General features: G+C 60.4%; 26 protein-coding genes. 20 read left to right on the top strand and 6 right to left on the bottom strand.

Annotated elements, in window-relative coordinates; all coding sequences use genetic code 11:
* Positions 1-16 precede the first annotated feature (16 nt).
* Complete coding sequence (locus tag NP945_RS08940) at positions 17-982, bottom strand: ArdC family protein (protein ID WP_256746139.1); 966 nt, start codon at positions 980-982, stop codon at positions 17-19.
* A 235-nt stretch (positions 983-1,217) separates the two neighbouring features.
* Here NP945_RS08940 and NP945_RS08935 point away from each other — a divergent pair, with 235 nt between their 5' ends.
* The 4 genes from NP945_RS08935 to NP945_RS08920 all read left to right on the top strand — a co-directional run bounded on the left by NP945_RS08935 (position 1,218) and on the right by NP945_RS08920 (position 3,787).
* Positions 1,218-1,454: a hypothetical protein gene (locus tag NP945_RS08935; protein ID WP_256746138.1), complete on the top strand. Its 237-nt coding sequence runs from the start codon at positions 1,218-1,220 to the stop codon at positions 1,452-1,454.
* A 14-nt stretch (positions 1,455-1,468) separates the two neighbouring features.
* Positions 1,469-2,062, top strand: a complete 594-nt coding sequence (locus NP945_RS08930; RefSeq protein WP_127266533.1) for an SOS response-associated peptidase — start codon at positions 1,469-1,471, stop codon at positions 2,060-2,062.
* 5 nt (positions 2,063-2,067) lie between these two features.
* On the top strand, positions 2,068-2,778 hold the full coding sequence (locus NP945_RS08925) for a hypothetical protein (protein WP_236383365.1): 711 nt from the start codon (positions 2,068-2,070) through the stop codon (positions 2,776-2,778).
* A 154-nt stretch (positions 2,779-2,932) separates the two neighbouring features.
* Complete coding sequence (locus NP945_RS08920) at positions 2,933-3,787, top strand: alpha/beta fold hydrolase (RefSeq protein WP_256746137.1); 855 nt, start codon at positions 2,933-2,935, stop codon at positions 3,785-3,787.
* Positions 3,788-3,872: 85 nt separating this feature from the next.
* Here NP945_RS08920 and NP945_RS08915 read toward each other — a convergent pair whose 3' ends face one another.
* From NP945_RS08915 to NP945_RS08905, 3 genes are read right to left on the bottom strand one after another with little or no spacing between them, the layout of a single operon-like run.
* Positions 3,873-7,139 carry an error-prone DNA polymerase gene (locus NP945_RS08915; protein ID WP_256746136.1) on the bottom strand — a complete coding sequence of 1,089 codons (3,267 nt, stop codon included), beginning with the start codon at positions 7,137-7,139 and terminating at the stop codon, positions 3,873-3,875.
* The gene (locus NP945_RS08910) at positions 7,136-8,659 is read right to left on the bottom strand and encodes a DNA polymerase Y family protein (RefSeq protein WP_256746135.1); all 1,524 of its coding nucleotides are present in this window, start codon (positions 8,657-8,659) and stop codon (positions 7,136-7,138) included. Before NP945_RS08910 ends, NP945_RS08915 begins: the two co-directional genes overlap by 4 nt.
* Positions 8,571-9,335, bottom strand: a complete 765-nt coding sequence (locus NP945_RS08905; RefSeq protein ID WP_256746134.1) for an ImuA family protein — start codon at positions 9,333-9,335, stop codon at positions 8,571-8,573. Before NP945_RS08905 ends, NP945_RS08910 begins: the two co-directional genes overlap by 89 nt.
* Positions 9,336-9,895: 560 nt before the next feature.
* Between NP945_RS08905 and NP945_RS08900 the strand changes: the two genes are divergently transcribed.
* The 5 genes from NP945_RS08900 (at position 9,896) to NP945_RS08875 (ending at position 13,131) form a co-directional block, all read left to right on the top strand.
* Positions 9,896-10,651 carry a hypothetical protein gene (locus NP945_RS08900; protein WP_256746133.1) on the top strand — a complete coding sequence of 252 codons (756 nt, stop codon included), beginning with the start codon at positions 9,896-9,898 and terminating at the stop codon, positions 10,649-10,651.
* Positions 10,652-10,761: 110 nt separating this feature from the next.
* Positions 10,762-10,959, top strand: coding sequence for a hypothetical protein (locus NP945_RS08895; RefSeq protein ID WP_127266529.1), 198 nt, complete (start codon positions 10,762-10,764; stop codon positions 10,957-10,959).
* A gap of 925 nt (positions 10,960-11,884) precedes the next feature.
* Positions 11,885-12,025 carry an entericidin A/B family lipoprotein gene (locus NP945_RS08885; RefSeq protein ID WP_127395386.1) on the top strand — a complete coding sequence of 47 codons (141 nt, stop codon included), beginning with the start codon at positions 11,885-11,887 and terminating at the stop codon, positions 12,023-12,025.
* A complete protein-coding gene (locus tag NP945_RS08880; protein WP_236383367.1) occupies positions 12,025-12,213 on the top strand; it encodes a hypothetical protein in 189 nt (62 codons plus the stop codon). Before NP945_RS08885 ends, NP945_RS08880 begins: the two co-directional genes overlap by 1 nt.
* Positions 12,214-12,906: 693 nt before the next feature.
* On the top strand, positions 12,907-13,131 hold the full coding sequence (locus NP945_RS08875; protein WP_164748849.1) for a KTSC domain-containing protein: 225 nt from the start codon (positions 12,907-12,909) through the stop codon (positions 13,129-13,131).
* On the opposite strand, the gene NP945_RS08870 is transcribed toward NP945_RS08875, so the two are convergent.
* Positions 13,056-13,325, bottom strand: a complete 270-nt coding sequence (locus tag NP945_RS08870) for a hypothetical protein (protein WP_236383369.1) — start codon at positions 13,323-13,325, stop codon at positions 13,056-13,058. The two genes, NP945_RS08875 and NP945_RS08870, sit on opposite strands and share 76 nt — an antisense overlap.
* A gap of 41 nt (positions 13,326-13,366) precedes the next feature.
* Here NP945_RS08870 and NP945_RS08865 point away from each other — a divergent pair, with 41 nt between their 5' ends.
* The 3 genes from NP945_RS08865 to NP945_RS08855 all read left to right on the top strand — a co-directional run bounded on the left by NP945_RS08865 (position 13,367) and on the right by NP945_RS08855 (position 17,896).
* Positions 13,367-14,227 (top strand): ATP-dependent DNA ligase, encoded by an 861-nt coding sequence (locus tag NP945_RS08865; protein WP_127266525.1) that lies wholly within the window; start codon positions 13,367-13,369, stop codon positions 14,225-14,227.
* An 87-nt stretch (positions 14,228-14,314) separates the two neighbouring features.
* On the top strand, positions 14,315-15,139 hold the full coding sequence (locus NP945_RS08860; protein WP_256746132.1) for a Ku protein: 825 nt from the start codon (positions 14,315-14,317) through the stop codon (positions 15,137-15,139).
* A 1,503-nt stretch (positions 15,140-16,642) separates the two neighbouring features.
* Entirely contained in the window at positions 16,643-17,896 is a 1,254-nt protein-coding gene (locus tag NP945_RS08855; RefSeq protein WP_256746157.1) for a diguanylate cyclase, read from the top strand.
* Between the two features lie 1,123 nt (positions 17,897-19,019).
* Here NP945_RS08855 and NP945_RS08845 read toward each other — a convergent pair.
* The gene (locus NP945_RS08845; RefSeq protein WP_236383373.1) at positions 19,020-20,360 is read right to left on the bottom strand and encodes a Do family serine endopeptidase; all 1,341 of its coding nucleotides are present in this window, start codon (positions 20,358-20,360) and stop codon (positions 19,020-19,022) included.
* 285 nt (positions 20,361-20,645) lie between these two features.
* Here NP945_RS08845 and NP945_RS08840 point away from each other — a divergent pair, with 285 nt between their 5' ends.
* The 8 genes from NP945_RS08840 to NP945_RS08805 all read left to right on the top strand — a co-directional run bounded on the left by NP945_RS08840 (position 20,646) and on the right by NP945_RS08805 (position 25,090).
* Positions 20,646-20,999: a hypothetical protein gene (locus NP945_RS08840; protein WP_127266521.1), complete on the top strand. Its 354-nt coding sequence runs from the start codon at positions 20,646-20,648 to the stop codon at positions 20,997-20,999.
* 238 nt (positions 21,000-21,237) lie between these two features.
* Complete coding sequence (locus tag NP945_RS08835; protein WP_127266520.1) at positions 21,238-21,708, top strand: Hsp20 family protein; 471 nt, start codon at positions 21,238-21,240, stop codon at positions 21,706-21,708.
* A gap of 73 nt (positions 21,709-21,781) precedes the next feature.
* The gene (locus tag NP945_RS08830) at positions 21,782-22,291 is read left to right on the top strand and encodes an Hsp20/alpha crystallin family protein (protein WP_013525023.1); all 510 of its coding nucleotides are present in this window, start codon (positions 21,782-21,784) and stop codon (positions 22,289-22,291) included.
* A gap of 71 nt (positions 22,292-22,362) precedes the next feature.
* Complete coding sequence (locus NP945_RS08825) at positions 22,363-23,130, top strand: NADH dehydrogenase ubiquinone Fe-S protein 4 (RefSeq protein ID WP_127266519.1); 768 nt, start codon at positions 22,363-22,365, stop codon at positions 23,128-23,130.
* A 12-nt stretch (positions 23,131-23,142) separates the two neighbouring features.
* Positions 23,143-23,454 carry an RNA polymerase rpb6 gene (locus NP945_RS08820; protein WP_127266518.1) on the top strand — a complete coding sequence of 104 codons (312 nt, stop codon included), beginning with the start codon at positions 23,143-23,145 and terminating at the stop codon, positions 23,452-23,454.
* Between the two features lie 31 nt (positions 23,455-23,485).
* The gene (locus NP945_RS08815) at positions 23,486-23,854 is read left to right on the top strand and encodes an SPW repeat protein (protein ID WP_127266517.1); all 369 of its coding nucleotides are present in this window, start codon (positions 23,486-23,488) and stop codon (positions 23,852-23,854) included.
* A gap of 515 nt (positions 23,855-24,369) precedes the next feature.
* Positions 24,370-24,684, top strand: a complete 315-nt coding sequence (locus NP945_RS08810) for a DUF982 domain-containing protein (RefSeq protein ID WP_127327939.1) — start codon at positions 24,370-24,372, stop codon at positions 24,682-24,684.
* Positions 24,685-24,787: 103 nt separating this feature from the next.
* Complete coding sequence (locus NP945_RS08805; RefSeq protein ID WP_127327941.1) at positions 24,788-25,090, top strand: hypothetical protein; 303 nt, start codon at positions 24,788-24,790, stop codon at positions 25,088-25,090.
* Positions 25,091-25,301 lie beyond the last annotated feature (211 nt).

Below are 25,301 nucleotides of genomic sequence, written 5' to 3'. Positions count from 1 at the left end.
TCCGGTTCTGCGTGGCTCACCACGCCGCTTCCCGTTTGTCGTTCGCCGCTGCCGCGGTGGCTTGCTGATCCACGCCAGGCTGGAAGCCGAGGATGAATTCGGCGGCCTTCGAGGCGGCGCTGGCGGCACGGACAATGGCGCGATTGTCCTCGCGCAGGACCGCCAGCCACGAGCCGATGTAGTCGGCATGGCGCACCGTCGGCACGATGGCGAGAGAAGCGCAGACAAAGGCCCCGGCCATCTCAGCCACCAGTTCCTCCCGCGCGTAGGATTTAGAGCCGAAGCAACCGGTCATATCACGGCCGAGGCGGGAGGAATGACCCGACCAATGCCCCAGTTCATGGAACGCGGTACGGTGCCAGTTGATCGGTTCGAAATAGGCGGCTGGCGGCGGGACCTGCACAAAGTCGCTCGCAGGGCTGTAGAAGGCGCGGCTGCCTCCGATCCGAAAATCCGCGCCGGTGGCCCGGATCAGCGCCTCTGCTTGCGGTTCGATCATGCCCGGCGGAGGTGGTGGTGCGACGGCGGCGACGTCCTCCGGCAGGTTCTCGCATTGATCGGCGTTGAAGACTGTGAAGCGTTTGAGGAATGGGACCGGCTGTGCTTCGTGCCCGCTCTCGCGGGCTCGGTTACGCTCATCGTCGGGCACGAAGCGGTCGGCGTAGACGATGGTCGTCCCATGTTCTCCGTTCCTGACGTTGCCGCCGAGCCCAAGCGCCTGGCGGAATGTCAGCCAGCTCTGGCCGGTGAAACCGTGCTCGATGACCGCGCCCCACAGGATCAGAATGTTGATGCCGGAGTAGCGACGGTGGGTCGACGCGTTTTCCGGCATGGCGAGCGGCGCCTTTGCCGCCGCCGTGCCCCAGGGCTGCACCCATGGAATGCGTCCGGCTTCCAACTCGGCGATGATCTTGTCGGTGATTTCCGTATAGAGGCCTGGCCGGTCGTTGCCGGAACGGGCGCTAGCGGTGTTTCTGGGCATCGCGGTTCTCCGCGACGGGCGCCAGGAGCCTCTCTCCCGACCTTCAACCCGTCACGGCAAACCCGGTCTGCACTCTCACTCTCATGGACCCGTCTCGGTACCCAGCGGCGGCAGGAAGTAGCATCGGCGTGGCCGATCTCACGTCAGGGATGGAAGCCCGTATGGATGAAGACCGTCGCAAATTGGTGCCCACATTGTAGCGCGTGTGCTTGGCTTTGGCGTCGACCGGCCCAGCATGCCGCGTGTTGCCAAGAGGTTCTTTGTCAAGGACGGCCAGGCGCTGGGCCAGGCTTTCCGCAGATGGTCTGGTGGGCCTGACCTTGAGCGCATCATTGTGAGCCACGGCGATGTCATCACCGACAAACCGCGCGATGCTCAAGCAGATCGCGAGATTTCGGGCATAACGGAAAATCTCGCGATGGTGGCGCCGCAGCCAAGCCGCGTTATTTGTTATAAGTCATCAACTGACTGAAAGCGTGGGCAGCCATGTGCAACGACTATGAGCAGCATATCGCCTGGGCCGAATATTGCAGGATGATGCAATTGCTGGCGCTCGACATTCCCACCCATCAAACCGAACTGGATTTGCCGCAGGCGGATGACATCCGCATCAGTGATCCCGCCCCGATCATGCGCGCCGCCGGCGACACGATCGAACTCACGCGCATGACCTTTGCCTTTCCGCCCTCCGGGCCCAAAGGCGGGCCGATCTTCAACTTCCGCTCGGAAGGACGGAACTTCTCCAACAGCAAGCGCTGCCTTATTCCGGCGTCGGCTTTCTTCGAATTCACCGGAAAGAAGTCTCCAAAGGCTAAGCATCGCTTCACGCTCAACGGCGCCTCGTTCATGGCGATCGCCGGCCTGTGGCGCGATGGCGAAGGCAACAAGCCCCCGACGTTCGCTATGCTGACGACGGAACCCGGCCCGGACGTGGCGCCCATCCACAATCGCCAGATTGTGGTTCTGCGCCCGGACGATTGGGCGGCATGGATCTACCTCACGAAACCCGAGGTGGAGCTGTTGAAGGCCCTGCCGGCCGGGTCGCTGGCGGTAGAAACCGTGCGACAAGGAAGCGACTAGCTCAGATGCCGGTGCGTTTTGCGCAAACACGGAAGATTCTTAGCGGCATCGCTGCGGCAATTGCGGCCCCTCGAGATCGCGGCTCGGGCCAAAGCGTCAGCACCTCGTTGTCATTGATTGCCGAGTGGCCACTTCCGCCATCAGCCACGCTTGGCTCGTCGGTGCGCACGAAAGGTATCGAGCGTGAAATACGTGCCCGCCTGCCATGGGCGGTGAGGAAGTACATCAAAGCCGAGACGGGTCGCATCACATTGCGGATGCGCGAAGACGATGCCGAAGAGTTCGAGGCCGCCTCGAACAAGATCGCCAAGACCCTGGAAACCATCGAAGTACTCCCGGTCCTGCCGCGCGAGGCGGAGGACATCCTCGCAATTTCTTCGCGTGAGCGTCACAAGTGGCTGAAAGACGGACGGCTGCAAAGCATTGGCACCCGCACCGTGAAGATGCGCGGTCGATCCAAGGCCGTCACCTTCCACGTGTTCGATCCCAAGCACATCGAGGACATCCTTGATCGTGATCTGCCAAGCCTTTGGCGCGAAGAAGACGCGCAGCAAGTTACAGAGAACAGGCGACGTGGCGCCGGCAAGGCTGCCCTGACGCGGGCGGGAAAGGGTAGCGAGAAGGTTCGCGGCGCCGGGAATAACCCCAGAGATGACGCTCCCCGGCCCAAGTTGAAGGGCTGGGACGCGTTCGACGACGAGGGCCTGCTCCGTTAGATCCGCCTTGTAGCCACTCGCGCGTCCAGAATGGACCCTGAGCGAAAGCTAACCGGGAGCCGAAACGATCTGCAGTCGCGATTGGCCGGTCCCGAACCATTCCATGCTGAAGGAGTTCTTCAAGCCGACAACAGCCCGTTTTTGAGGATGGCCAATGTTCGACAACTTCGTGCTTGAAATGATGGAAACCGAGGGCGGGCCGATACGGCTTCGGCATGGCGGATCTGGGCCGCCTCTGCTTCTGATCCATGGCCATCCTCGCGCGCATATGACGTGGGGCCAGGTCGCGGACTTGCTGTCAGCAGATTTCAGGATCGTGTGCCCCGACCTTCCGGGCTTCGGTCGCTCCTACGTACCGGCCGATGACCCCGAGAGCAGGTTCTCGTCCAAGCGGGCAAAGGCTTCGGCGCTGGTGGAGGTGATGGAAAGGTTGGGCCACCACGCTTTCTTCGTCGCCGGGCACGATCGTGGAAGTCTGGTCGCTTTCAGAATGGCGATGGACCATCCCGACCTGGTGCGAAAGCTGATTGCCGTGGATGGGTTGCCAGTTATCGAGCATCTGGAACGGGCCGACTGGAACTTTGCCCGCGATTGGTACCACTGGTTCTTCTTTGCTCAACCCGAGAAGCCGGAACGGGCCATCCTGGCAGACCCGATGGCATGGTATAGTGACTTGCGGCCAGATGAGATGGGACACGATGCCTATGACGAATTGGTTTCATTCATCCACGATCCAGCCATCGTCCATGGCATGGTCGAAGACTACCGCGCTGGCATAAGGATCGACCATCGCCACGACCGCGAAGATCGAGATGCCGGCAGGAGGGTGCGCTGTCCGATGCTCTGTCTTTGGTCACTCGACGACGATTTGGCGCAGATTTATGGCGATCCGGTTGCCATCTGGAAGCACTGGGCCGACGACGTGGGGGGCTACGGAATCAGGAGCGGGCACCATGTCGCCGAAGAAAATCCCGCCGCTCTCGCAGCAGCGTTCAAGGCCTTTCTCTGAAAAATGACAGAAGCACCGATTGAGCGATCGCTCATGTGTATCGACGAACCCAGCCATTGTTCGGCAGACCCGTTCTTGCACCGCCCTATTTGAAATCCCGTGTCTTCACCTTGATCTGGTCGATGTGCAGATAGGGATCGATAATATTCCGCGGCCTCGGCCCCTTCGGCATGCCGCGCGGATCGGGCGTCGGGCTGCCATGATGGAATTCGTCGCCGCGGCCATGCGGCAGGGGAAAGGCAGACTCACGATCGCCAACGCTGGCCAGATCGGCGGAAAGATCGCTCAAACGATGAGCGACAAGATGGACCACCTCGCCTTCCCTTTGGATGCGACCATAAACGCCAATCATGCCGGCGCCGAGCACGACCCTGCGATATTTTTCGAAGACCTTGACCCACACGACCAGATTGGCAATGCCCGTCTCATCCTCGATTGTGATGAACATGACGCCCTTGGCCGAGCCAGGTCGTTGGCGGACCAGCACGAGGCCAGCCGCCTCGAGCCAGTGCCCGTCGCGCGCCTGCATGGCCTCGCGACACGAGACGATGCGCTTGCGCCCCAGGTCGGCGCGCAGGAAGGAAACAGGATGGTCGCGCAGGGTCAGTCCAACATGTCCATAGTCCTCGACCACTTCGCCGCCGGCGGTCATCGCACGCAGCGCGACAAGGGGCTCCTGGATCTCCGATACCGTCCGCTGCTCGCGGCCGGAGGCCGCCGCAAACAGTGGCAGCGGTTCGTCGCGCAGTGCCTTGATCGCCCATAGGGCCTCACGCCTCGCCAGCAATAGGGATGGTTGGAAAGCGTCAGCCTGGGCGAGTTCAACCAGAGAGGCAGCAGGAACACCGGCACGGTGCCAGAGGTCATCCACCGACGCAAAGGGCCGGTCTGCGCGTGCGATGACGATGGTCGCAGCATCGGCGTTGGCAAGACCCCGGACCATGCGCAGACCAAGCCGGACAGCGAACCGACCGTCATCGGCGATGGGCTCAAGCGTGCAATCCCAACGCGAGGCGTTGATGCAGACAGGGCGCACTTCGACACCATGGTCACGTGCATCGCGAACGATCTGCGCCGGCGCGTAGAAGCCCATCGGCTGGGCATTGAGAAGAGCGGCGCAGAAGACATCGGGGTGATGGCATTTCATCCAGGACGAGGCGTAGGCGATCAGGGCGAAGCTGGCGGCATGGCTTTCGGGAAAGCCATAGCTGCCAAAGCCTTCGAGCTGCTTGAAGGTCTTTTCGGCGAACTCGCGCTCGTAGCCGTTCTTCACCATGCCGCCGATCAGCTTGGCGCCGAAGCTGGAAACGCCACCGGTGTGCTTGAAGGTCGCCATGGCGCGGCGCAGTTGATCCGCTTCGCCTGGCGTGAAGCCGGCGCATTCAATCGCCACCCGCATCGCCTGCTCCTGGAATAGCGGCACGCCCAGCGTCTTTCCAAGCACCTTTTCGAGCTCAGGCTTGGGATAGACGACGTCTTCCTTGCCTTCGCGCCGGCGCAGATAGGGGTGAACCATGTCGCCCTGGATCGGGCCTGGCCGAACAATCGCAACCTCGATGACAAGATCGTAGAAAGTACGCGGTTTGATGCGCGGCAGCATCGACATCTGGGCGCGGGATTCGATCTGGAAGGTGCCGAGCGTGTCGGCCCTGCGGATCATCGCATAGGTGCGTGGATCCTCGGCAGGGATCGTCGCGAGATCGAGAGTGATGCCCTTGTGCTCGGCCAGCAGATCGAAACCGCGCTTCATGCAGGACAGCATGCCGAGCGCCAGCACGTCCACCTTCATGAACTTCAACGCGTCGATGTCGTCCTTGTCCCATTCGATAACCTGACGATCCTTCATCGCGGCTGGCTCGATCGGCACCAGATCGTCGAGCCTGTCGCGAGTCAGGACGAAGCCGCCCGGATGTTGCGACAAATGCCGCGGCGCGCCGATCAACTGCCTGGCCAAGTCCAGCGCCAGACGCAGGCGACGGTCGCCGAGGTTGAGGTTCAGCTCCTCGGCATGTTTCGGCTGGACGCCTTCGTCCGACCAGCCCCACACTTGCGAGGACAGCATCTTGATGAGGTCTTCGGGCAGTCCAAGCGCCTTGCCGACATCGCGCAAGGCGCCCTTCGAGCGATAGCGGATGACCGTCGAGCAGAGCGCGGCGTGTTCGCGGCCATAGGTTTCGAACACCCATTGCATGACGATTTCCCGACGCTCATGCTCGAAGTCGACATCGATGTCAGGCGGCTCACGCCGCTCCTCCGAGACGAAGCGTTCGAACAGCAGGTCATTGCGGTCGGGATCGATCGAGGTGATGCCGAGCACATAGCAGACGGCGCTGTTGGCTGCTGATCCCCTGCCCTGGCAGAGAATGCCCTGGCTGCGGGCAAAGCGAACGATCGAGTTGACCGTCAGAAAATACGGCGCGTATTGCAGCTTCTCAATGAGCTGCAACTCGTGCCTGAGCGTGCCAACGACCTTGTCCGGCACGCCCTCGGGAAAGCGCTCCGTCGCGCCCTCCCAGGTGAGTTTCTCCAAGGCTTGCTGCGGTGTCAGACCCGGCAGCATCCGCTCCTCGGGATATTGATAGGCAAGCTCGTCCAATGAGAACCGGCAGCGCTCGGCGATCTCGATCGTCCGCGTGAGCGCTTCGGGGGAGCGGCTGAACAGCCGTGCCATTTCATCGGGCCGCTTCAGGTAGCGGTCGGCGTGCCGCTCGCGCCGAAACCCGGCATCATCGATCGTCACATTGTGCCGGATGCAGGTGACGACGTCCTGCAGGATGCGCCGTGACGGTTCGTGGAACAGGACATCATTGGTGACAACCGTTGGCACGTGGGCCTGTCCGGCAAGATTGGCCAGATCGTGCAGCCGCAGCGCCTCGTTGGGACGGCGCCGCAACGTCAGCGCCATATAGGCGCGATCGCCAAATGCCTCGCGCAACCGCCTGAGCCGGAGCGCGCATTCGTCGTCGGCCTGGTCGGGCACGAGCACTGCAAGAAGCCCCTCGCCATAGGCGACAACGTCAGCCCAATGCAGCACGCATTTCGCCTTGCCGCCACGCTTCTTGCCCAGCGACAGCAAGCGGCACAGCCGCGAGTAGGCCGCGCGACCGGTCGGGTAGACCAGGATGGAAATCTCTTCCACCAGATCCAGCCGGCAGCCGACGATCAGCCTGACGCCGGTTGCCTTTGCAGCCTCGTGCGCGCGGACAATGCCGGCCAGACTGTTGCGATCACAGATGGCAAGGGCGGGCATTCCCATGCTGGCTGCTTGCGCGAACAGTTCCTCACAGGAACTCGCGCCCCGCAGAAAGGAAAAATGCGAGGTGCATTGCAGCTCGACATAGCACGCGTTCATCCGAAGATGCCGTGCAGGAACCAGCGATGCGAGCCGGTCGCGGTATCCTCGCCGTCGCCTGCGCGATAAATCCAGAACCGCTCGCCGGCTTCGTCCTCGACCTGGAAATAGTCGCGCACGGCAGTTAGCTCGGCGTCGCGCTTCCACCATTCGCCGAAAACCCGCTCGGGACCATCAGCGCGCTTGATCCGTCGACGGATGCCTTTCCAGGTGAAGCTCGCCGGCGGATGGTCCGGTAGCAGCGCAATGGCCTCGATCGGCTCCGGCACGGCAAACAGACGAGCCGGACGCGGCCAATGGTCTGGCCATGCGTCGCCGGTCTCAGCGGATGCAGCGGCTACACGCCGGAAAGATCGCTCGGGCACATCGCTGGCAACCGGGGTAAACCGATAGAGCTTTTCCTCACCGACACGGTTGCCGAGTGTGTCGATCAAATCCGAGATGTCTGCATCCCGTTGCTCGATCAGCGACGAAACGGTCTGCCTGGGTGTCAGTGATTCTGCCAAGGGCGCGGACAGGCGCATCAACTCGATGCCGAAACCCGGATCGACCATCTCGATCTTGTCGCAGAGCAACCGTGTCAGCCGCTTCACATCGCGGACAGGCAAGGCCATGCCGACGCGAACGGCTTCGATGCGGTTGTCGACGCGGTAGAGCAGCAGGTCGAGCCGCCGGGCCCCGAGGCCTTTGGTCTCGAGATCGACACACAGCGCTTGAACAAGCTTGCCGACATAGCGCGCGATTGTCTCGGCCGCACCGATGGGCTCGCCAAAGGCACGTTGGACTTCGACCACATCCGCTGACCGCACCGGCTCAATCGGCTCGGCGAGGCGTCCAGCAGCCTGGTCAAGCCGGCGGCCGAGTTCCGGCCCGAAGCGCAACGTCAGTGGCGCGCGCGGCTGCTGCAGAAGCTCGCCTACCCTGTCGAAGCCGAGAACCCGCAAACCCCTGACGATTGCGTCGGGCAACCGCAGTGCCGCGATGGGCAGTGGAAGAATCGCATCCTGGGTTGCGTTGACGGCGACCACGCTGACGGTCTGCTTCACGTATCGCGCCACCGCATGAGCAGCACCCCAGCTATCCGCTATGGCTGCGCGCGCCGAGAAGCCGACCTTGCCGAGATGTTCGACCATATCGGCCAGCATCAAGCGTTCACCGCCATGAAGATGATCGGCGCCCGTGGTATCCATCACCAATCCGTCGGGAGGATCTGCTGCGACAATCGGCGCGTACCGCCGCAAAGCCCACAGGGCCAACCGATCCAATGCCTGCGCGTCTGCTTCAGGTTCGGCATCCATGACCGCCAGCCCCTGGACGAGGGCCTGCGCCTTCGTTGCCGGCATTCCAACGCGCAGGCCCGCTTCCAGTGCCGCGCGATCCACCGCAGTCACCAGGCGACGATTACCGTGCCGCCCGACCAGCACCAAAGGCTTATCCGGTGGCGGCGAGACGTCGCCCAATTTCCTTCTGAGCCGGTCGGTCGACCAGCTTGGAAGGAATAGCGAGACGACCCTTGGCATCACAAGCCTCCACTTCGATATCGAGTGTTTCCCCTCCACGAGACCGGATCAGTTCAAGTTGCCATCGCGCCCGACCAACGCCGGGCACAGGCAGCGGTCGCGACGGCAGCACGGAAACTCGCCAGCGGGTGACAGACGCCGTGGGCTGCCCGAAATCGGCGGCTTCGGTCTGGCGGCGCCAGCGGCGGATGGCGATGCCCATCGCGCCGGAGCCTTCCGATGCCAGTTGCAACCGGCGCGAGGCCGTCATGGACAGGCGCGCCACTTCCGCGACCACAGCTCCAAGCCCGACATGCCGCAGACCTTCCTCGAAGCAGGCGAGCAAGGATTTGTCGTCACCGGCTTCGACATAGATCACCCGGTCGGGATGAAGTCCGACCTGTGCGATTGCCGGTGCAAACAGATCCTGGCGCGTCACGCACCACAGCACCTTGCCTTGCGTCCTCGCTGCAATCCCGGCTGCAAAAAGCGACGCTGCAGCGCCATCGATCGCTCCATTGCCGCCGCCGGCAACTTCATGAAGTGCGCCAAGCGCCACACCCCCGCCTGGCAGATGACTGTCGATCGAGGAGATACCGAATGGGAGCACCGCTCTTTTGCGCGCATTACCGCCTTCGAGACGCGCAATGCGATCTCGCAGATCGGAAATAGCAGCGTTTGGCGTCGATGCACTCATCTGTCCCCTGAACGCGACATGGTGGCGGAATGTTCCTCATTTGTTCCCTTCCTAATAAAGAGTCAATGCCATGGAGAGTTTGCGCTGCGGAAGAAATTTTGTCGCGACCGCCCGGTGGCACCGAAAGAACCGTTTGCCAGCAGGACGAGGCGTCGAAGGCCACCTGTCCTGTTGGGATGTTCGCGCCGGCGGTTGGCGGCGCACAAGGAAAAACGCGTATAAACCGCAGTCCTGCGCGCGTCCGCAATGGCGGACATTGTCGCGCGCGGGACGGAGGAAATTCGCCCCCGCCGCGGGCGGTTAACAGGACAGCCGTAGGAGCGTCAGCATAGCGCCGGCCGCAGGACGGGACGCGGGACCGACTGTCCCCGTCCGCGGTGGTCCGCGTGTAGCATCGGCCATGAATGCAGTTGCGTTGGGATTGAGCACGAAGCCTCAACCGATTGCCAGATCTTCCCTATCCAAATTGGAAAACAACCATTTTTCCAAACCATCAGGAGTCTATTGACACCTTTGTTCTTATTTTGTTCACTGTTGGTGATTGATACTGGAGGCGAACCGTGGAACTTCGCTTGAACATTGAAGGTGCAACGCCCGAGGAACTGGCACGCGGGGTCGCGGCAGCCGAAGCAGTCTTCTCGCGCGCCGGCATTACGGCTTTGCAAGGCGCGGAAGGTTTGTTCGCGTTGGAAGGCTGGGATATCAAGGGCTTCCCGGAAGACGACCAGCCAACCGAGGACGAGGACCAGGCTGCTTCGGTCTGGATGGAAGCCGACGAGGCTGCGACGACTGCATGTTGTGCGGGCTGGCCGGAGGATAAAGTTCCGGGCCATCAGATCTTGGAGCTGATCGACGTGCCCCGAACGAGATTGCAGGCCGAGGCGCTCCCGGACACGTGGCCGGCGCGCAAACAGCTCTATCCCGATGTTGTCACCCGATTGGAGACCACGACCGGGCCGGACCGCCAGATCGATTTCGATATTGCCTTCGTTCTTGGTTGGGTGCCCGAGCGGCCGACGCTGGATCAGGTCGAGCCGCTTTCGGAAAATGGCGACCGTATCCCCTTCTTCACCAGCAACCTCGCCCAGGTGGAAGAAATGGCTCGCAAGGCACTCAAGGACTGGACGATCGAGATTGACCAGGACCCCTACGATGCCCACGTTTTCGATCCTGCAGCCAGCGAAGACGGTGAAGAATTGCGGATGGCGGCATGGCGCGATTTCGACGGCTCCCTGCTTATGGAGAAGCCACCTGCAAATCCTGCAATCGCACTGACCCTGGCGATGATGCGCGGCCAGTCGATGCATTTCGATTAGCGGTGAACGGGTTACACGGCCATCGTCGATCGATCGTGCTTGGCCACTCCAGGTCGCACGCTGGATGGCTAAAAACCTGACCAGCCCACACCGCACCCGAGGAGAGAACCATGTCAGAAAAACCACCCTATATGCCGACCGGCATTGGAACAGGCATGATGAGCGACGACGAGACCAAGGTCGGCGTTCTGATATTCGAAACGGCGCAAGGGAACTTCGACTTCGCAGTCAATCTGCAGGCAGTCGATATCCTCACCAAGGCCATCAACAAGATCGAGATGCATCTTCGCTCCGGCAAGACGCGCTGAGTGTCCGACGATGTGCCAGATCAGAAAAGCCGAAGCCAGGACCTTCGGGAGATCACGCAGGGACCAGGCATCGTGCGGAGGGGCGGCTGGGCGTCGCAAATCCGTTGTCAGTCGCCGACTGGCTCGGCTGGAGGAAACGCTCGGAAGCCAGTGCTCTCGCGCACGACTCGCGGCGCCGGGTTGACGGACTGCCGCTGCGATCGATCACGACTTGCTCACGCTGCATGCCGGCGGTAGGTGGGCCCGGCCATGTAGCGCTCTCCCGTTAGCATCGTTCCCCGGATTTGGGGGGCCGGCTAAGTCTTGGTCGACCAATTTCGACAGGACAGCCGTCGATCTGGATTGCCCGTTTGCCGTCCAACGCGACCGAAGTTCTTCGCCCGCTGGTTCGCACCGGATCATTCTCCGTCTTCTCTGCGACGATCGCGACGCGTGGCGTGCGTCACTGGCGGCCATTTTAGCATCAGCTTGACAAGTTAATTGCCCCAAAGCAGTTTCGGTGGGTGAAAAGGGAGGAACAGCTATGAAAAAAGCCTATGAAAAGCCAGTCCTGACCAAGCGGGGAATTCTTTCCTCAATCACGGCGCAAGTCATCGAGTCGGGTCTTTCTGCGACCTGAGCAGGTCTTTGACCACTGGAAGCCCGGTGGCTCCGGCTGGCGGGCTTTTTGGTCTTCAGGGCGTGGATTAGGTCCTGACCGACAAAGGGTGCTACATGGGCGATGAAGAATGCCCGCCCAGCGTACGTCTACGCACCACCGCTGATCGGCCTTCCGTTCCTGGCTGTGCTACTGGCTCTGGATGGGACGACCATCGCAACGCCCTTTGACACCGCAGATGAAGCGGCCGCCCACAACAAGGTGATGGCGGTTACAGGTGCGATACGGCAAAGCGGACTTGATAACCACAAATAGGAGAACCCGTCCATGAGACTGCTACGCATCACACCGATTGTCATTCTTGCCTGTGCCTTGGCCCTTGCGGCCTGCGCCAACACCGTCCGAGGCGTCGGCAGGGACGTCAAATCGACGGCCAACGCAGTCGACGACACGGTCAATAAACCCTGATGCAGAGGACCGTCACGGTCATCGAGAAGACAACGGGCCGCGTGATCGGAGCTCTGCCGATCGATCTTGCGCAGCAGAATCACGAGGCTTCCGATGATCAGTATTTCACCAAGGCGTTCGAAGCCGCCATGGACAGCGGCCTTATTAGTGAGGCCGACAAGCATGCGGTTGAATTCCGGCTTGAGTAAAGTTGACGTTGCGACGGCTTTCTGTCGCGTATCGGGGTTTGTGGTTGCATGGTTTTGCACCTCAGCCATCCATCAGCGGTGAATCAACACACCGTCTAGTCCAACTATCCCTAGGCACGGCCCGCCGCTGCTATGAATGGGGCGGCGGGTTTTTGACCCGGAGGTGAGCAGCAGCCGCTACTCAGACCCACTCAGCAGAGCAAGTCGGCGTATTGGTAGGCGAACACTCTGCCGTTGCTCTCGTCGGTCACCTTAAGAAAGTAGTTTCCGGATCGGTGGAGCGTCAGGGACCTTTTCGTTGCCTGTGCGGCGGCGCAATAGGATGTCGGGGCCCCAGCCCGGTATTCCGCTATCACCTGGCCCGCAAGACATTCTCGGATTTGATACGCTACGGTCAGCCCCCGGGGTCCGAATCATACATTAGAGATATCTAACATTTCCCTTTTGGCGAGACGGGGTGTACTTTAGTTACCGCTGGGTGATCCTAGCGACCTACACTGCCCGCTGCCGAGAGGTGGCGGGCCTTTTTGTTTATCTGTGGAACGCCGCAATCCAATGGGAGTTGAAATTCTGTCACCGCCCCTTCCGTGGAGGCGATGATGGCCATGGACGTACAGCCGTGGTCGGCCCGCTCCCGCTTCCTCAGTGGGCGGGCCATCTCGCGGGCCGCTCGCTAGCAGCATCTGGTGCACCATGCCGTCAACCTCGATACGCAGGTTCGAATACAATCCGGGCACCAGGGTTCTATCGGTGTGGTTTGTAGCGAGCGGCAGGCAGTACGACTTTCTGGACGTGCCGCCTGATACCTACGCCGATTTTAAAACTGCCTTTGCCAAGGGCCGCTATTTCAACGATCGCATCCGCAACCATTTCGCGTTCCGGCCTGTGGCAAGCTCCGGCTCCAGCGGCTCATGCTGAGGCAGATTGTGCCAAGCGACCTGGCGGAAGTCGCGCATGTCGAACTGCTGGCCGCACACCGGACAGGTCATAAAATTGTTGAGCTCGTCGGCAGGCTCGCCGCCGTGCTGCTTGCCGGGAATCGGCGGTCCAAGGTCGGATAGCTTCGTCATAACTGTCAAACATTCAATTCGTCTAAAATGTTCCGGAACCATTTTAGCGCGCGCTAATTGAATCGCACTATGCGAGTCGGCGCATGCCTCTGAAGTTCATCAAGCCCATGGAGCCCGAGCTGGTCGACACGCCACCGCAAGGCGACGAATGGCTCCACGAGATCAAATTCGACGGGTATCGCACCCAAATTATCAAGGATGAAAACGGGATCCGGCTGTTCACCAAGAATGGTTACGACTGGACCGGCCGCTACATCGAACTTGCCGGAGAGGCGGAGGCGATCGAGGCGGAAAGTTTCATCATCGATGGCGAGACAATCACGGTCAACGAGGCCGGCCTGTCCGACTTCCACGCCCTGCAATCAGCCGTTACCCGCCGTGAGCCGTCGCGGGACCTGTATTTGGTGGCGTTCGATCTCCTGCATCTGAACGGGCATGATCTGCGCAACATGCCGGTGGAAGACCGCCGCGAGATCCTGCAGGCATTGATACCAGCCGTCGGGCGCATTCAGGTCAGCAAAGCCATGCCCGGCACTGGCGATGCGGTTTATCACCTGGTCGACAAGGCAGGGCTGGAGGGCATGATCTCAAAGCGCAAGGACAGCGTCTACCGCAGCGGGCCGACGATGAACTGGCGCAAGATCAAGTGCTATGCCGAAAAGGAAATGGACATCATTGGCGTGCAGCGCGAGGCCGGAAAGCCCGCGATGGTGCTCATGGCCGACAAGGGTCGCTATGCTGGCGGCGCTTTCGTTGCCTTTAAAGCCGACAAGCGTCAGCGACTATGGGATCGCGTGCAAGGGAAGGTCGGCGGACCAGTGCCCATCGGTCTAAAGAAAGAAAAGGCCGAATGGCTTAAGCCTGGTCTGGTCGGTCGCGTGCGGTTCCTAAAGGGCGAGGAAAGGCTCCGCCACGCCAAGCTGCTGGACTACCGTGAGGAATAAGCTGGCGACAAGGTGCTGCCCATGACGCGGAACAGAACCGTGTGCCTGACTGACGTTGTGCCGAGATCAAGGTCTAGGAGAAACGGCATGGTTGCGCCCCGCGCGGTGTGGAAGGGCTTTCTGAGGGTCGGTTCCGTGTCGTGCGGGGTCAAGATAGTGGGTGCCACAAGCGAGGCATCGAAAATCCACTTCAAGATTTTGAACCGCAGCGACGGTTTACCCGTCAAGAGTGCCTATGTCGACGAAGGGACTGGCGATGTTGTCGAAGTCGCGGATCAGATCAAAGGCTACGAGGCGGACAAGGGCGAGTTCATCCACGTCGAGCCGGACGAGATCAAGAAACTGAAACTGACGTCGCAGCACACACTCGATGTCGATTCCTTTGTTCCGGTTGCCGAGATCGACACGCGCTATCTCGAAAAGCCATACTACTTGATCCCGGCTGACGGCGCCTCGCTGGAGGCCTTTGGCGTCCTGCGCGACGCGATGGCCAAGAAGCGCGTCGCGGCACGCTCCTGCGTCGTACTCTATCAGCGCGGGCGCGAAGTGTTGATCCAACCCCTTGGTAAGGGGATGTTGCTGACCGAGTTGCGCACCCACAATGAGATGACGTCGGAAGACACCGTCTTCGACGATGTGAAAAGCCCAAAGTATGATTCGGATCTGCTCGAAATCGCGGGGCTTCTCATCGACAAGAAAGTAACAAAGTTCGATCCTTCGAAATTCGAGGATACCTACGAGGATGCGCTGATTGCCATGATCGACGCCAAGCGCAAGGGCAAAAAGCCCCCGAAACCGGCGCCAAAGCCCCAGGAGAACGTGGTCGACCTGGCCTCGGTTCTTCGAAAGAGCCTCGCCAAGGAAGGCATCGGCCAAGACCGGCCAAAGGCCAAGAGCCGCAAATCGGCATAGTTAAAGACAGCAATCCCATCACCGCGCATGACCAGTAGCTCGTCGCCTGCGACGGCTAGGCGATCGGGAGGAAAGACCATGACGCCCGACGCGACAAATCCCGGAGGTTACGGGCAGCCTAGACACATCGGGCTTTGTTGCCGGATTGCCGTTGTGCCCGTAGCTATAGGTCTCGTCGTTTGGTCACTCCTTGTGACCAACTGGTCGGCGTGGTCACCGTCACCCAAAAAATGATCGTGCCGACCTGGCCATGGACCGAGGCCATGTGAGATTGCGTGGATGATCGTTGCTTTAATCTAGCGCAATGTAGCGTTGAGCGGAAACGAAGTAGGCCCGCCACTGAGGACACAAACAGCGGCGGGCCTTGCTTTGAGACCTGGCCCGGGGAGCCAAGCTGCAAACCCAACTTCGATTTCAGAAACAGGTTCCAGGCCTGCAGAAAAAACTTAACGCTTGCTGGCATTGCATAGGCCCGCCACCGGGTCTCGGAACCAGAGGCGGGCCCTCGCACCAGAGCTTGGTCGTTTCAAGGAGGGAGTCGTCCTCACCAAGCACATCCCGAACTTCGACTGCAGATGCATGTTCCTCAGGTCAGTTCAAATTTATCGCCCTGGGGTCAAAATGCTCGTGCGAGCAGCAGGCATCTAGAGCGGCGTTTTCCTCGCGCCCACGACGGTCGGCCACGGCCGGATGCTCGATGGCCTCGGCTATCTCGATCGAAGTCCAACCCGCTGCCATGACTTTAAAGGTCCATTCGGTGACCTTCTGGCTATCGTGTCGCGGTCAGGATATTCGTCCTGTCGCCCGCGGGAATTATGCGCTGCGTCTCAGTCGGTCGGGCCTTTGGGCTTCGTCTCGGAACGTAGCTCCGTTGAGGAGACAACCGGTGAGAGATCACGTCGAGCAGATGCAGGCACTCAGTCAATTCTTGCCGGGCCGATTTTCCTTGGATGCTTCCAAGTCCAGCTGGGCGCGACTGGCGTGAAGCAAGGCCGCGATCAAATTTTGGTCGGCTGACTTTTTGCCGGTGTATAGGCACACAAGCTCGCGGGCCTGGACCGTCGAATCGGATTCCGGGCTCTCCCTGATGGCTGACGTAAGAGCCCGGGAGAGTATGTCGAAATCCAACAACGAAATACCCGGTCGGCTTCCTTTCATGGCCAAATCCATCCTGTTGGTCTGCAGGCAATACTCGAAAGGTCAATGATGACGAGAATCGGCATCACCCCCATTCCTTCACGTGCTCGACTTCAGAAGCTCCCGGGACATCTCGCCGAGCCCGGCGGCGGCGTGGATAACCGCGGTGCAGCGCCACCGCAATTACAAAGGTTAATTCGGCTACGCGCATCGAGGATCAGATGGTTTGGGACCGAGTGTTCGCAAATCACAGCTATAAATCAAATCTTCAGGGTAAGTTGACATGATTGCCCACCGCCGACCGCCTATGGCTTGGATAGATGTTCAGGAGAAAGCAGCGTAAGGCCTATCGACTTGTCAGATCTGATGCCCCCCGATGTGCAGGATGATCCTGCCCTAGCCGCTGAGGTCGACCGGCTTCTGGCGCGCCGTACGCGCGAAATCAGCCTGCGTGGCGAGATCGAACGCCTATTTCGAGTACGTGTCTGGTCGCAAACGGCCAAAATCATCCGCGCGTGGATGATCTGGGTGGCATTTTTGGATGTGCTGACGTTGGCACTGAACGCGGCGTTGCTTCCATGGGTCGTAGCGCAGTCCATGCTCCTGCCCGGCGCCATCATCCCGCCCGTGTCGTTGGCCGTCGTCCTTGTTTGGCGTAAACCGCAGGCGCCTTGGCTCCAAGGAACCTCGCTGATCGCAGGCATGTTCCTTATCTTGTTGTCAGTCGCATTGGTCGGAGCAAGCGCTGGTGGCGAGTTCTACGAACGGCAATTGAACGTCATGTTGTTCGTGGCCATTACAGCCATCATAATCTTCGGGATCCCCCTGGCCTGGACGATGACTATCGCTGCGCTGGCGCTCGGACTTTATCTCATGCTTCAACTGCAGAACCCGGCCATCGCGCATGGGAGTGCAGTGGCTGGGACGCTGTTCTTCGCCAGCGGTATCTTTGCAACGGTGGCCGCGCGGCGCATCATGACAATTCTCGCTCAAAAGACTTTCCTGTTTGAGCTTCGCGACCGACGCAGGGGCGCCGAACTGGCGAAAGCCAATGATCGACTGGTACTCCTGGCGAGGACCGATCCACTCACCGGCATCTCCAACCGTCGCTGGATGACGGAAACACTCGAGCACCTATGGGGAAGTGATAAACGTTGCCTTGCCGGTGCCGCGATGCTGATGTGCGACATTGATAACTTCAAGAAGCTAAACGACCACCTCGGCCATGCGGAGGGAGATCGGTGTTTGGTAAAGGTCGCAACTATCTTGAAGGAAAACGTCAGGCGTGATCGCGATCACGTTGCCCGTTATGGCGGCGAAGAATTCCTCGTGCTCCTGCCCGGGGTGAACGAGGAAGAGGCCGCCGCTGTGGCTGAACGAATGCGTAAGAGCGTCGAGGCTGCCGCTTTGCCCAACCCTGGATCCCGCGTGTCGCGCTGGGTCACTCTGAGCATTGGAGTTGCCGTTCAGACCGCTGAGGCGATCTCGCCGGAGCAGTTACAGCAACGGGCGGATGCCGCACTTTACCTGGCCAAGCAGACCGGCCGCAACAGGGTGCTGCTTCACAGACCGGAGTTATCCGCGCGCAAACATATTCGGCCGGGCAGCCTTGGGGCATAGGCGTGGCCCGAGATCTGCTCTTCTGAATCGCGGGGTTCCCGTGCGTCGATGATAACAGGTTAGTTCAGGGACTTTGGTCCACCGAGACGACCCAAGGGTTCCCCTGTATCTCCACATCGCGCCCGGCAGACCACGATTTTCGAGAATAATCCCCTGAAACGAGTTTCCGGGTTGTTGCGAACACCCATAGCCGATTCCCGCTGCGTGGATGGTCCAGTAGGAGTTCCACCAAGTGGCCTCAGTGATGGGCGATCATCTGGATGATTTGCCGAGTCTTCGCAAATGCCGAGCGCATGGGCTCCGTCGATTTCTGCGCCCTGCGCCCTATGTTGCGCGCGTTTGGCCAGGTATGGCGCCATTACGCAGCCTCTGATCTTGCGCAAGGGAATCTTGCAACAGCCCTCATTAGATCGGTTGCAAGTGCTCCATGAAATCTCCATCTAGTTGGGTTGTAGTCAGAACGCGGTCAAACGATGACACGGCAAGAAGTTCTCTCCGTCATTGGATTAGCCGACGATATTACAGTTGCGGAGATCATCGCAACGGGTGCGTCGATCGAGGAATTGAGCGAGGCGTGGGCGTGGGCTTTTGCTGACGACGCGTTAATGGGACAGGGGCGCCCACTTCCGGGAACACGAGGGGCCGCGCTTATTGACTTGCTTAAGCCCGACGAGGACGACCCGGCTGAACCGGGCACCCGTCTGGAATAGATCAGCAATGGAATGTGCAATTCGGCCCTGTCATCCACGGCAGCGTTGCAGGCACTTTCTCAATGAAGCCGACCTTTGGGCCCGGTTCAGTTCAGTCAAAGGGCTTGCGCGTGGCCTTCAGACTTCCCACCATCGTACGAGTAGCATCACAAGGCCGCGCACGCGCTCAGGAGCGGATCGCACCTTGTTCTTGTCCAGGATGTGCTCACCGATGCGCCGAACCTAAGGTCGACTTTGGTCTCGCCGACCGATGCGTCGCAGGTCGCGTGTGCAAAGCTGCAGAACAGCTCCGGCAGCCGCATGTTGAAACGGACCGCCACCTAAAACACACCGCTCATCAGCTTCACAACTCTGGTGCGCCCGGTAGGGGGCCAGGCCAGCAGCACAGATCGCGACGCCCTCTGGCCTGTCAGTCAGGAGTTTGCCACAGCAACGAAAAGCGATTGTCCCTGCCGGTCGATACGGAACAGCATTGGTCTTTTCTGCTGACGGGATTTCGCCCATTCCTCACGGACGTCGGACGGCTGGGTCATGTTTCGGTTGTTGGCCGACACGATAACGTCGCCTGGCCGGATGCCGCTTTCGGCTGCAAGACTGTTGGGAGCGACATCCTGGACGAACACGCCCGTCCTGTCGGCCTGCAGGCCGAGTTGCTGGCGCGCATCGTCCGGAATGGGGCTCAGTGATAGACCAAGGCGCTGGTCTTCTGTCCCCAGGCTTGGAATGGTACCGGTCGGTTCCTCCTGATCCCTGCGCTGATCGACAGTCAGTGACAATTCCTGGTGTGTGCCGCCCCGGTTCATTGTTACGGTCACTTTCGATCCCGGCTTTTGGCTTGCTGCCGCCAGCGTCAGGTCATGGACGCCTTGGATGTCCTTGCCGTTGAACCGGGTGATCACGTCGCCGGCCTGGATTCCCGCTTTCTGCGCCGGGCTGCCAGCCTCGACCGAGGCAACCAGCGCTCCCTTGGCGCCCGGCATTCCGAGCGCCTCGGCGATGGAGGGCGTGATCTCCTGAAGACGCACGCCGATGAAGCCGCGCTCGATGCGGCCAGTGCTGATCAGCTGGTCGACGATAGTCCGAGCGGTACGCGAGGGCACCGCGAACCCAATGCCTATGCTGCCGCCTGACGGCGACACGATTGCCGTGTTGACGCCGATGACTTCGCCGCGCGCGTTGAACAAAGGACCTCCCGAGTTACCTCTGTTGATCGAGGCGTCAGTCTGCAGGAAATCGTCGTAAGGACCGGCCTGGATATCGCGAGAGCGGGCAGAAAGGACGCCGACAGTGACCGTGCCCCCGAGGCCGAAGGGACTGCCGATGGCGATGGTCCAGGCCCCTGGTTGCATCGCGTCCGAATCCCCCCAGGCCGTCGCCGTCATGTTGGGCCGAGGATCGACTTTCAATACCGCGATGTCAGTTGCCGGATCGCGGCCCACCACCCTGGCGGGCGCCGTCTCCTTGTCGGAGAACACGACATGAATCTCAGTTGCGTCGGCGACGACATGGTTATTGGTGACGATGTAGCCTTCGGGACTGATCACAAAGCCGGAGCCGAGTGCTTCCCGCACCTGGGGCTGGATACGCCCTGCCCCGTCGAAGGGATTGAGAAAGCCGTTGAGCGTCGTTTGATCCTGGATGATCTGCTTGGTCGTGATGGCGACAACGGCTGGCAGCTTCTGACGCACAATTGCGCTGAAGTCGTTCGGAATTTCCTGTGCGGTGGCCGGAGCAAGGCCGCCAGTCGAGAGCATCAGGGCTCCTGTGATCAAGCCAATGCACAAGTTCCTGGAGAGGTAAGACATGACTGGTTCTCCTGCCGGATTCGGGTCCTTGATTTTCGTCCGACGCCAGAACTGAGATTCTCGCCGATTGTTTCACCGGCCCGATAAAATGGTTCTAAGGCGTTGACGACGGGGATGTGACCCGTGCCGAGCCATTGAAACCTGCTTGAGACGTTCCAAAATTTCGTCTGGCGGGAATCGCGAGAGCCGCCAAACTCAACCACGCAGGAGATTGTCTGAAGCGGAGGACCATCAATGGAAGCAGCCATTTCGACCCATTTTGCCTCGATTGAACCCGTGGCCCCTGACGTTTTTCTGGACCGCTTGCTGCATCCGGCACGGCATTTCAAACACCCCCACGACGTTTTGGCCGACGTTGCCCTGGACGTTCAGGAGAAGCGCGCCATCCTTTCGTCATGGGCGTCGGATGCCTGCGCGGTAGAATCCGTGCCAGCGCTTCGCATGCTGCCGGGGGCGGGTGAACCGGTCAGCTTCGATGCGATCATGGATGCGTTGCAACAATTGGATCAATCGGAAGAGCTTGCCGGTCCTGATGGCAGTGACAGCGCGGTGGTGGCCGGGTTCGTGCCATTCATCGATCGGATTTAAGCGCCACATAATTGTTCCTGCACCATGGATCCGTCGGCGAGTGACCCCGCCGGCGGGAGGGCGGCATGGGTGCGTCGCCCGGACTGCCGCTGAAAATTTTCCTATTCTTCCTCTTGAAGGTGCAAGTCGCGATTCTAAATTTGATAGTCGCCGGTCGCCCGATGGGGCCGGCAGACCAGGAGGCGGCAAGGCTCTTGGCGCCTCCTATGATCCATGTTGCTCAAAGGAGGATGTGGTTATGAACCTCGATTTTACCCCCCTGTACCGGTCCAGCATCGGCTTCGACCGCATGGTCGACATGCTTGAGAATGCGAGCCGTGTGGCCTCGTTCGACAACTGGCCGCCCTACGATATCGCCAAGGTTGATGATGATGACTATCGCATCACCATGGCGGTCGCCGGTTTCTCGCAGGACCAGCTCACCATCACTTACCAGCCCAACATGCTGGTCGTGAGCGGGTCGCAATCGGGCGATGAGAACGGCCAGTATCTCTACCGCGGCATTAACGGGCGCGCTTTCGAGCGTCGGTTCGAACTGGCCGATCATGTCAAAGTTGCTGGCGCCAGCCTCGAGAACGGGCTGCTGAGCATCAATCTCAAGCGCGAGGTTCCCGAGGAGATGAAACCGCGCAAGGTCGAGATCTCCAGCGGGGCTCGCATGCCGAAGATCGAAGCGCCCAAGGTCGAGACCGAGAAGCTGGCGGCCTGAGCAATCCACTATGAAGGCATCGCTTGAGCCGGGCGTCCGGCCCGGCTCAGAGACCTACGAAAGGAGAAAGACAATGAGCGTACGTGACTTGATCCCATGGGGCCGGGGCAACGGAAACTCGGCGCCCAGTCTCTTCCCTGATGGAGATCGAGACCCCTTCGTCTCCCTCCACCGGGAGGTAAACAGGCTGTTCGATGACGCCTTCCGCAGCTTTGGCGCCAGACTGCCGGCCTTCAGTCCCTCTTTTGCCGCCACTTGGCCCAGCGTGGAGATTTCTGACACGGACAAGGAAGTCCGCGTCACGGCGGAAATACCTGGCCTGGACGAGAGCGACATAGAAGTCCTGCTGGACAACGGGGCGCTCAAGCTTAAAGGCGAGAAGCGTTCCGAGACCGAGGACAAAGACCGGCAGTTCTCCGAGCGCTTCTACGGTCGCTTCGAGCGCCTCATTCCGCTCGGCTACGAGGTCGAGGAAGACAAGGTCAACGCCGCCTTCAAGAACGGGGTGCTGACCGTGACCTTGCCCAAGACCGAGCGGGCGCAGGCGAAGGCCAAGCGGATCGCAATCAACGGCAAGAACTGACGCACGGCAGTATGAGCAGCGGCCGTAACGGCCGCTGCTCATACCACCCTTCATTATGGGAGGGACAGACAATGGAGACAGTTCAAAGCAGCGACATCAGAAACCCAACCAAGACCTCCGGCCGGCCGGACAATGACAATCGGCCTCGTCTCGACGAGCCGGCTTTGTCAATGGGGCGGTCAGTGTTTCCGGATGGCGTGACGGCACGGATCTACCAGCCATGCCGCTCGGCCACGACCTCAGCAAAGCCCCGCAAGGACTGGCGATTGATTTTCGAACCTCGCACAGCCCCGTTCATCGAGCCGCTGATGGGCTATACGGGCGGCCGGGACACCCTGACCCAGGTTCAACTGGATTTTCCGACGCTTGAGGCGGCGATCCGTTATGCGGAGCGCCAAGGCCTCAACCACGTGGTGCAGGCTCCATCTTCTGGCTGCCAGGCCAAGGTCAGCAACAGGCAAGCATCGGAGCAGAGGCACGTCTTTTCCGACGTGGTTTGGCAACGGCTGCAATTGGCATGGCTTCAGGCAAGCCACAACTATGGCGCTGGTGCAAAGGCAGCGCACATACAGACGGCGCTTTCCGAGCCCGAGACATTCTACGCCTCTCCGATGGAGGTCGTGGATGACCCGGTACTCGCACTCGACGAGAAACTTGCCGTGCTCAAGAACTGGGCCTGGAACGAGTACCTGATCGACCTGGCCACCGCAGAAGGCATGCCGGAAAATGCACGTCCGACGCGACGGGACGAGGTTGAACTCGCTCTGCTGGCCTTGGAGGGCCGCACCCAGAGATTCCAGACTCGGCTCAGCCCGGTATGCTCCCGGATAGCCGCATGACTGGAGGCAAGAATGGACCCACTGATCGACTTCGACGCCCAACGTACGATCCCGAACCCCTTCGCGCTTGCGGTCGCGGCAGCGGGCCGGGCGCGCGGCGCAGCGCCCCGGTTGGCGGCCAGCCCGAAGAGCCGGCCGCATCTCGCATTGAGTGAGATCGCCGGCAATGCGTTCGAACCTCGGGAGATCGAATCCTTCCTCCTGACTGAGCCGATCTCGCCGAAGGGCTGCGTCCGTTTCAAATCGGGACCCAAGAAGCTTTGCGGCATCGGGCCGAACAGGCCCGCTGCCGCACCCGCCCTCGACTCAAGGGCGGTACATTGACGTACTGAAACGCAGGAAAGGAGAATGATCGATGTTGAAGAATCTCACTTCCGACAGCAGCAGGCCGGCGCTCGATGTCGTAAATATCCTTGCCGGCATCGCGCTGGCGCTCTCGCCCTGGCTCCTTGGCTATGCTGCCGATGCTGTTGCCGTCTGGCACGCCTTCATCGCGGGCGTAATCACCGTTCTGATCGCGGCGCGCGCGTTGGTGGCGTTCCACAAATTTGAAGAATGGGCGAACCTTGTCGTCGGCCTGTGGATTGTGGCCGCACCTTGGGTGCTTGGCTTTGCCGGCCTGGCGGCAGCAATGTGGTCGCACGTCATCGCTGGCGTTGTGGTTGCGGCCCTGGCAGCAGCCAGCCTTTGGCTCGCGAACAACCGACCGCTTTCTGCAGCCTGATCATAGCCGCTGGCGGGTCCGGATCTTCCGGGCCCGCTCTTTTTTTACGCGCGAGACCACAATCGATGCTGATGCCGTTCCGGTTCGGCGATCTATCCCGCGTTTGTGTGAAGTGGCCGCCATGGACATGAGTAACAGGAAACACAGTTCAACCTCTGGTACTGGATCGGCCCTTCGCGGGGCTGCTGCACTCCAGTACATCTTGACGCGAATTCCCATAGCCGGTTCGAGGCCGCCCTGCTACGCGAGGGCAAGATCGCCGACGTGCAGGTTGGTGGCTCGAAGCCCTCGCGGACTGAACCGACGCGCGGCAGCGGGATGGGGTGCACGGCGACACGATTGCCAAGAGGCTGCTGGGCTCGGCCGGCCACTTCTCTCTTGAACTGAAAAGAGGCATTTCCAATATCCTCTCTGTGCCGAGAAGGCGTCACGCGGACCGGCATGCTTTTGCCGAGGAAAATCCTGCGTCACCCGAAGAGGCACAAGCGTCGCTTTAGGCTGGAAGGGAGGTCACGATGGAAAGCGCTACGTTCAAACAGCCGATTTTTGTACGAGATGACAGTCTCGTCCTCAGAAAAATCGGTTGCGTCATGGATGCCATAGAATTTCTGGAAGAATGGCCGGTCGAAAGGCGCGGCCTTCTCCACGGGGCGGCGTGTGATACATGCTACTCGGCATATGATGGTCGCAAGTCTGTCGAGGCCGCGCACAAGACGTTTGTGACCTGGGCACGCAGGGTGGGTGTGATCGAAGACGTTCCCGTGGCGCCGCCTTGGATGACAGGGCCGAAGATTGGCGGTGCAGACGAACTTATAGAAAGTGACCGTTAAACGCCCTGCGGCGGCAATCATGCGTTGACTTCGGCGCTATCGAAAGCCTAAGTCCCGGCTCCGCCCTCACGTCCAAGGCATTTTAACCCACCGAGGTTTCTAAATGGACGAAAAATACACCAAAGCGCGTGAGCACTTTTTTGCGGCCGTTCGCGCGTTAGCGGCCTCTTCCGACAGCATTCAAACGCGGCTGATAGACGCCAACGTAAATATTTTGAACGTCACGATCGATGAATTCGACGGCGACCGAGAGCTCAAATTCAAGTTTGCGAAATTGTTAGACCTTCTGGCCGTCGATCAGGACGATATGGAGACTGTCGCTCTTGAGACCGCCGCGCATATGACTGATTTTGAAGCGACTAAGGTCGCGGATCTGATTTGCGATTTTTACTATGAGATCACCTAGCTCCGCGCGAGTTCACCCGCCGCGCGGCATGCGCCAGATGCCTGACTGACAGGCCGTGACCAGCGATCCCACGCGGCCGCTGCCGTACTGGTGCCACCCGAAGCCAAGCCCATGAGCTCCAGCGGGTACCCTCGGCGCTGGCTGCCTTCACTCCTGCATCATCCTTTAGCTTGCCGACAGGAATAGTTAGTGGGGAGCGACAAAGAGATGG

The organism is Mesorhizobium sp. LMG17149 (genome assembly GCF_024518695.1).
In the GTDB taxonomy this organism is placed as follows: Bacteria; Pseudomonadota; Alphaproteobacteria; order Rhizobiales; family Rhizobiaceae; genus Mesorhizobium.
The sequence above is the reverse complement of the archived record's forward strand: the minus strand, read 5'-3'. Positions and strand labels throughout refer to the sequence as shown.

Bases quoted from the DNA above. Each gene is read 5' to 3' on its own strand.
- NP945_RS08840 (WP_127266521.1), top strand. From the start codon at position 20,646: ATGGAAGCAGCCATTTCGACCCATTTTGCCTCGATTGAACCCGTGGCC.
- NP945_RS08930 (WP_127266533.1), top strand. From the start codon at position 1,469: ATGTGCAACGACTATGAGCAGCATATCGCCTGGGCCGAATATTGCAGG.
- NP945_RS08830 (WP_013525023.1), top strand. From the start codon at position 21,782: ATGAGCGTACGTGACTTGATCCCATGGGGCCGGGGCAACGGAAACTCG.
- NP945_RS08875 (WP_164748849.1), top strand. From the start codon at position 12,907: ATGCCGTCAACCTCGATACGCAGGTTCGAATACAATCCGGGCACCAGG.
- NP945_RS08805 (WP_127327941.1), top strand. From the start codon at position 24,788: ATGGACGAAAAATACACCAAAGCGCGTGAGCACTTTTTTGCGGCCGTT.
- NP945_RS08935 (WP_256746138.1), top strand. From the start codon at position 1,218: ATGCCGCGTGTTGCCAAGAGGTTCTTTGTCAAGGACGGCCAGGCGCTG.
- NP945_RS08920 (WP_256746137.1), top strand. From the start codon at position 2,933: ATGTTCGACAACTTCGTGCTTGAAATGATGGAAACCGAGGGCGGGCCG.
- NP945_RS08895 (WP_127266529.1), top strand. From the start codon at position 10,762: ATGTCAGAAAAACCACCCTATATGCCGACCGGCATTGGAACAGGCATG.
- NP945_RS08885 (WP_127395386.1), top strand. From the start codon at position 11,885: ATGAGACTGCTACGCATCACACCGATTGTCATTCTTGCCTGTGCCTTG.
- NP945_RS08820 (WP_127266518.1), top strand. From the start codon at position 23,143: ATGGACCCACTGATCGACTTCGACGCCCAACGTACGATCCCGAACCCC.
- NP945_RS08910 (WP_256746135.1), bottom strand. From the start codon at position 8,659: ATGCCAAGGGTCGTCTCGCTATTCCTTCCAAGCTGGTCGACCGACCGG.
- NP945_RS08925 (WP_236383365.1), top strand. From the start codon at position 2,068: ATGCCGGTGCGTTTTGCGCAAACACGGAAGATTCTTAGCGGCATCGCT.
- NP945_RS08815 (WP_127266517.1), top strand. From the start codon at position 23,486: ATGTTGAAGAATCTCACTTCCGACAGCAGCAGGCCGGCGCTCGATGTC.
- NP945_RS08855 (WP_256746157.1), top strand. From the start codon at position 16,643: ATGCCCCCCGATGTGCAGGATGATCCTGCCCTAGCCGCTGAGGTCGAC.
- NP945_RS08825 (WP_127266519.1), top strand. From the start codon at position 22,363: ATGGAGACAGTTCAAAGCAGCGACATCAGAAACCCAACCAAGACCTCC.
- NP945_RS08835 (WP_127266520.1), top strand. From the start codon at position 21,238: ATGAACCTCGATTTTACCCCCCTGTACCGGTCCAGCATCGGCTTCGAC.
- NP945_RS08880 (WP_236383367.1), top strand. From the start codon at position 12,025: ATGCAGAGGACCGTCACGGTCATCGAGAAGACAACGGGCCGCGTGATC.
- NP945_RS08915 (WP_256746136.1), bottom strand. From the start codon at position 7,139: ATGAACGCGTGCTATGTCGAGCTGCAATGCACCTCGCATTTTTCCTTT.
- NP945_RS08865 (WP_127266525.1), top strand. From the start codon at position 13,367: ATGCCTCTGAAGTTCATCAAGCCCATGGAGCCCGAGCTGGTCGACACG.
- NP945_RS08940 (WP_256746139.1), bottom strand. From the start codon at position 982: ATGCCCAGAAACACCGCTAGCGCCCGTTCCGGCAACGACCGGCCAGGC.
- NP945_RS08845 (WP_236383373.1), bottom strand. From the start codon at position 20,360: ATGCTCTCGACTGGCGGCCTTGCTCCGGCCACCGCACAGGAAATTCCG.
- NP945_RS08870 (WP_236383369.1), bottom strand. From the start codon at position 13,325: ATGGTTCCGGAACATTTTAGACGAATTGAATGTTTGACAGTTATGACG.
- NP945_RS08860 (WP_256746132.1), top strand. From the start codon at position 14,315: ATGGTTGCGCCCCGCGCGGTGTGGAAGGGCTTTCTGAGGGTCGGTTCC.
- NP945_RS08905 (WP_256746134.1), bottom strand. From the start codon at position 9,335: ATGAGTGCATCGACGCCAAACGCTGCTATTTCCGATCTGCGAGATCGC.
- NP945_RS08810 (WP_127327939.1), top strand. From the start codon at position 24,370: ATGGAAAGCGCTACGTTCAAACAGCCGATTTTTGTACGAGATGACAGT.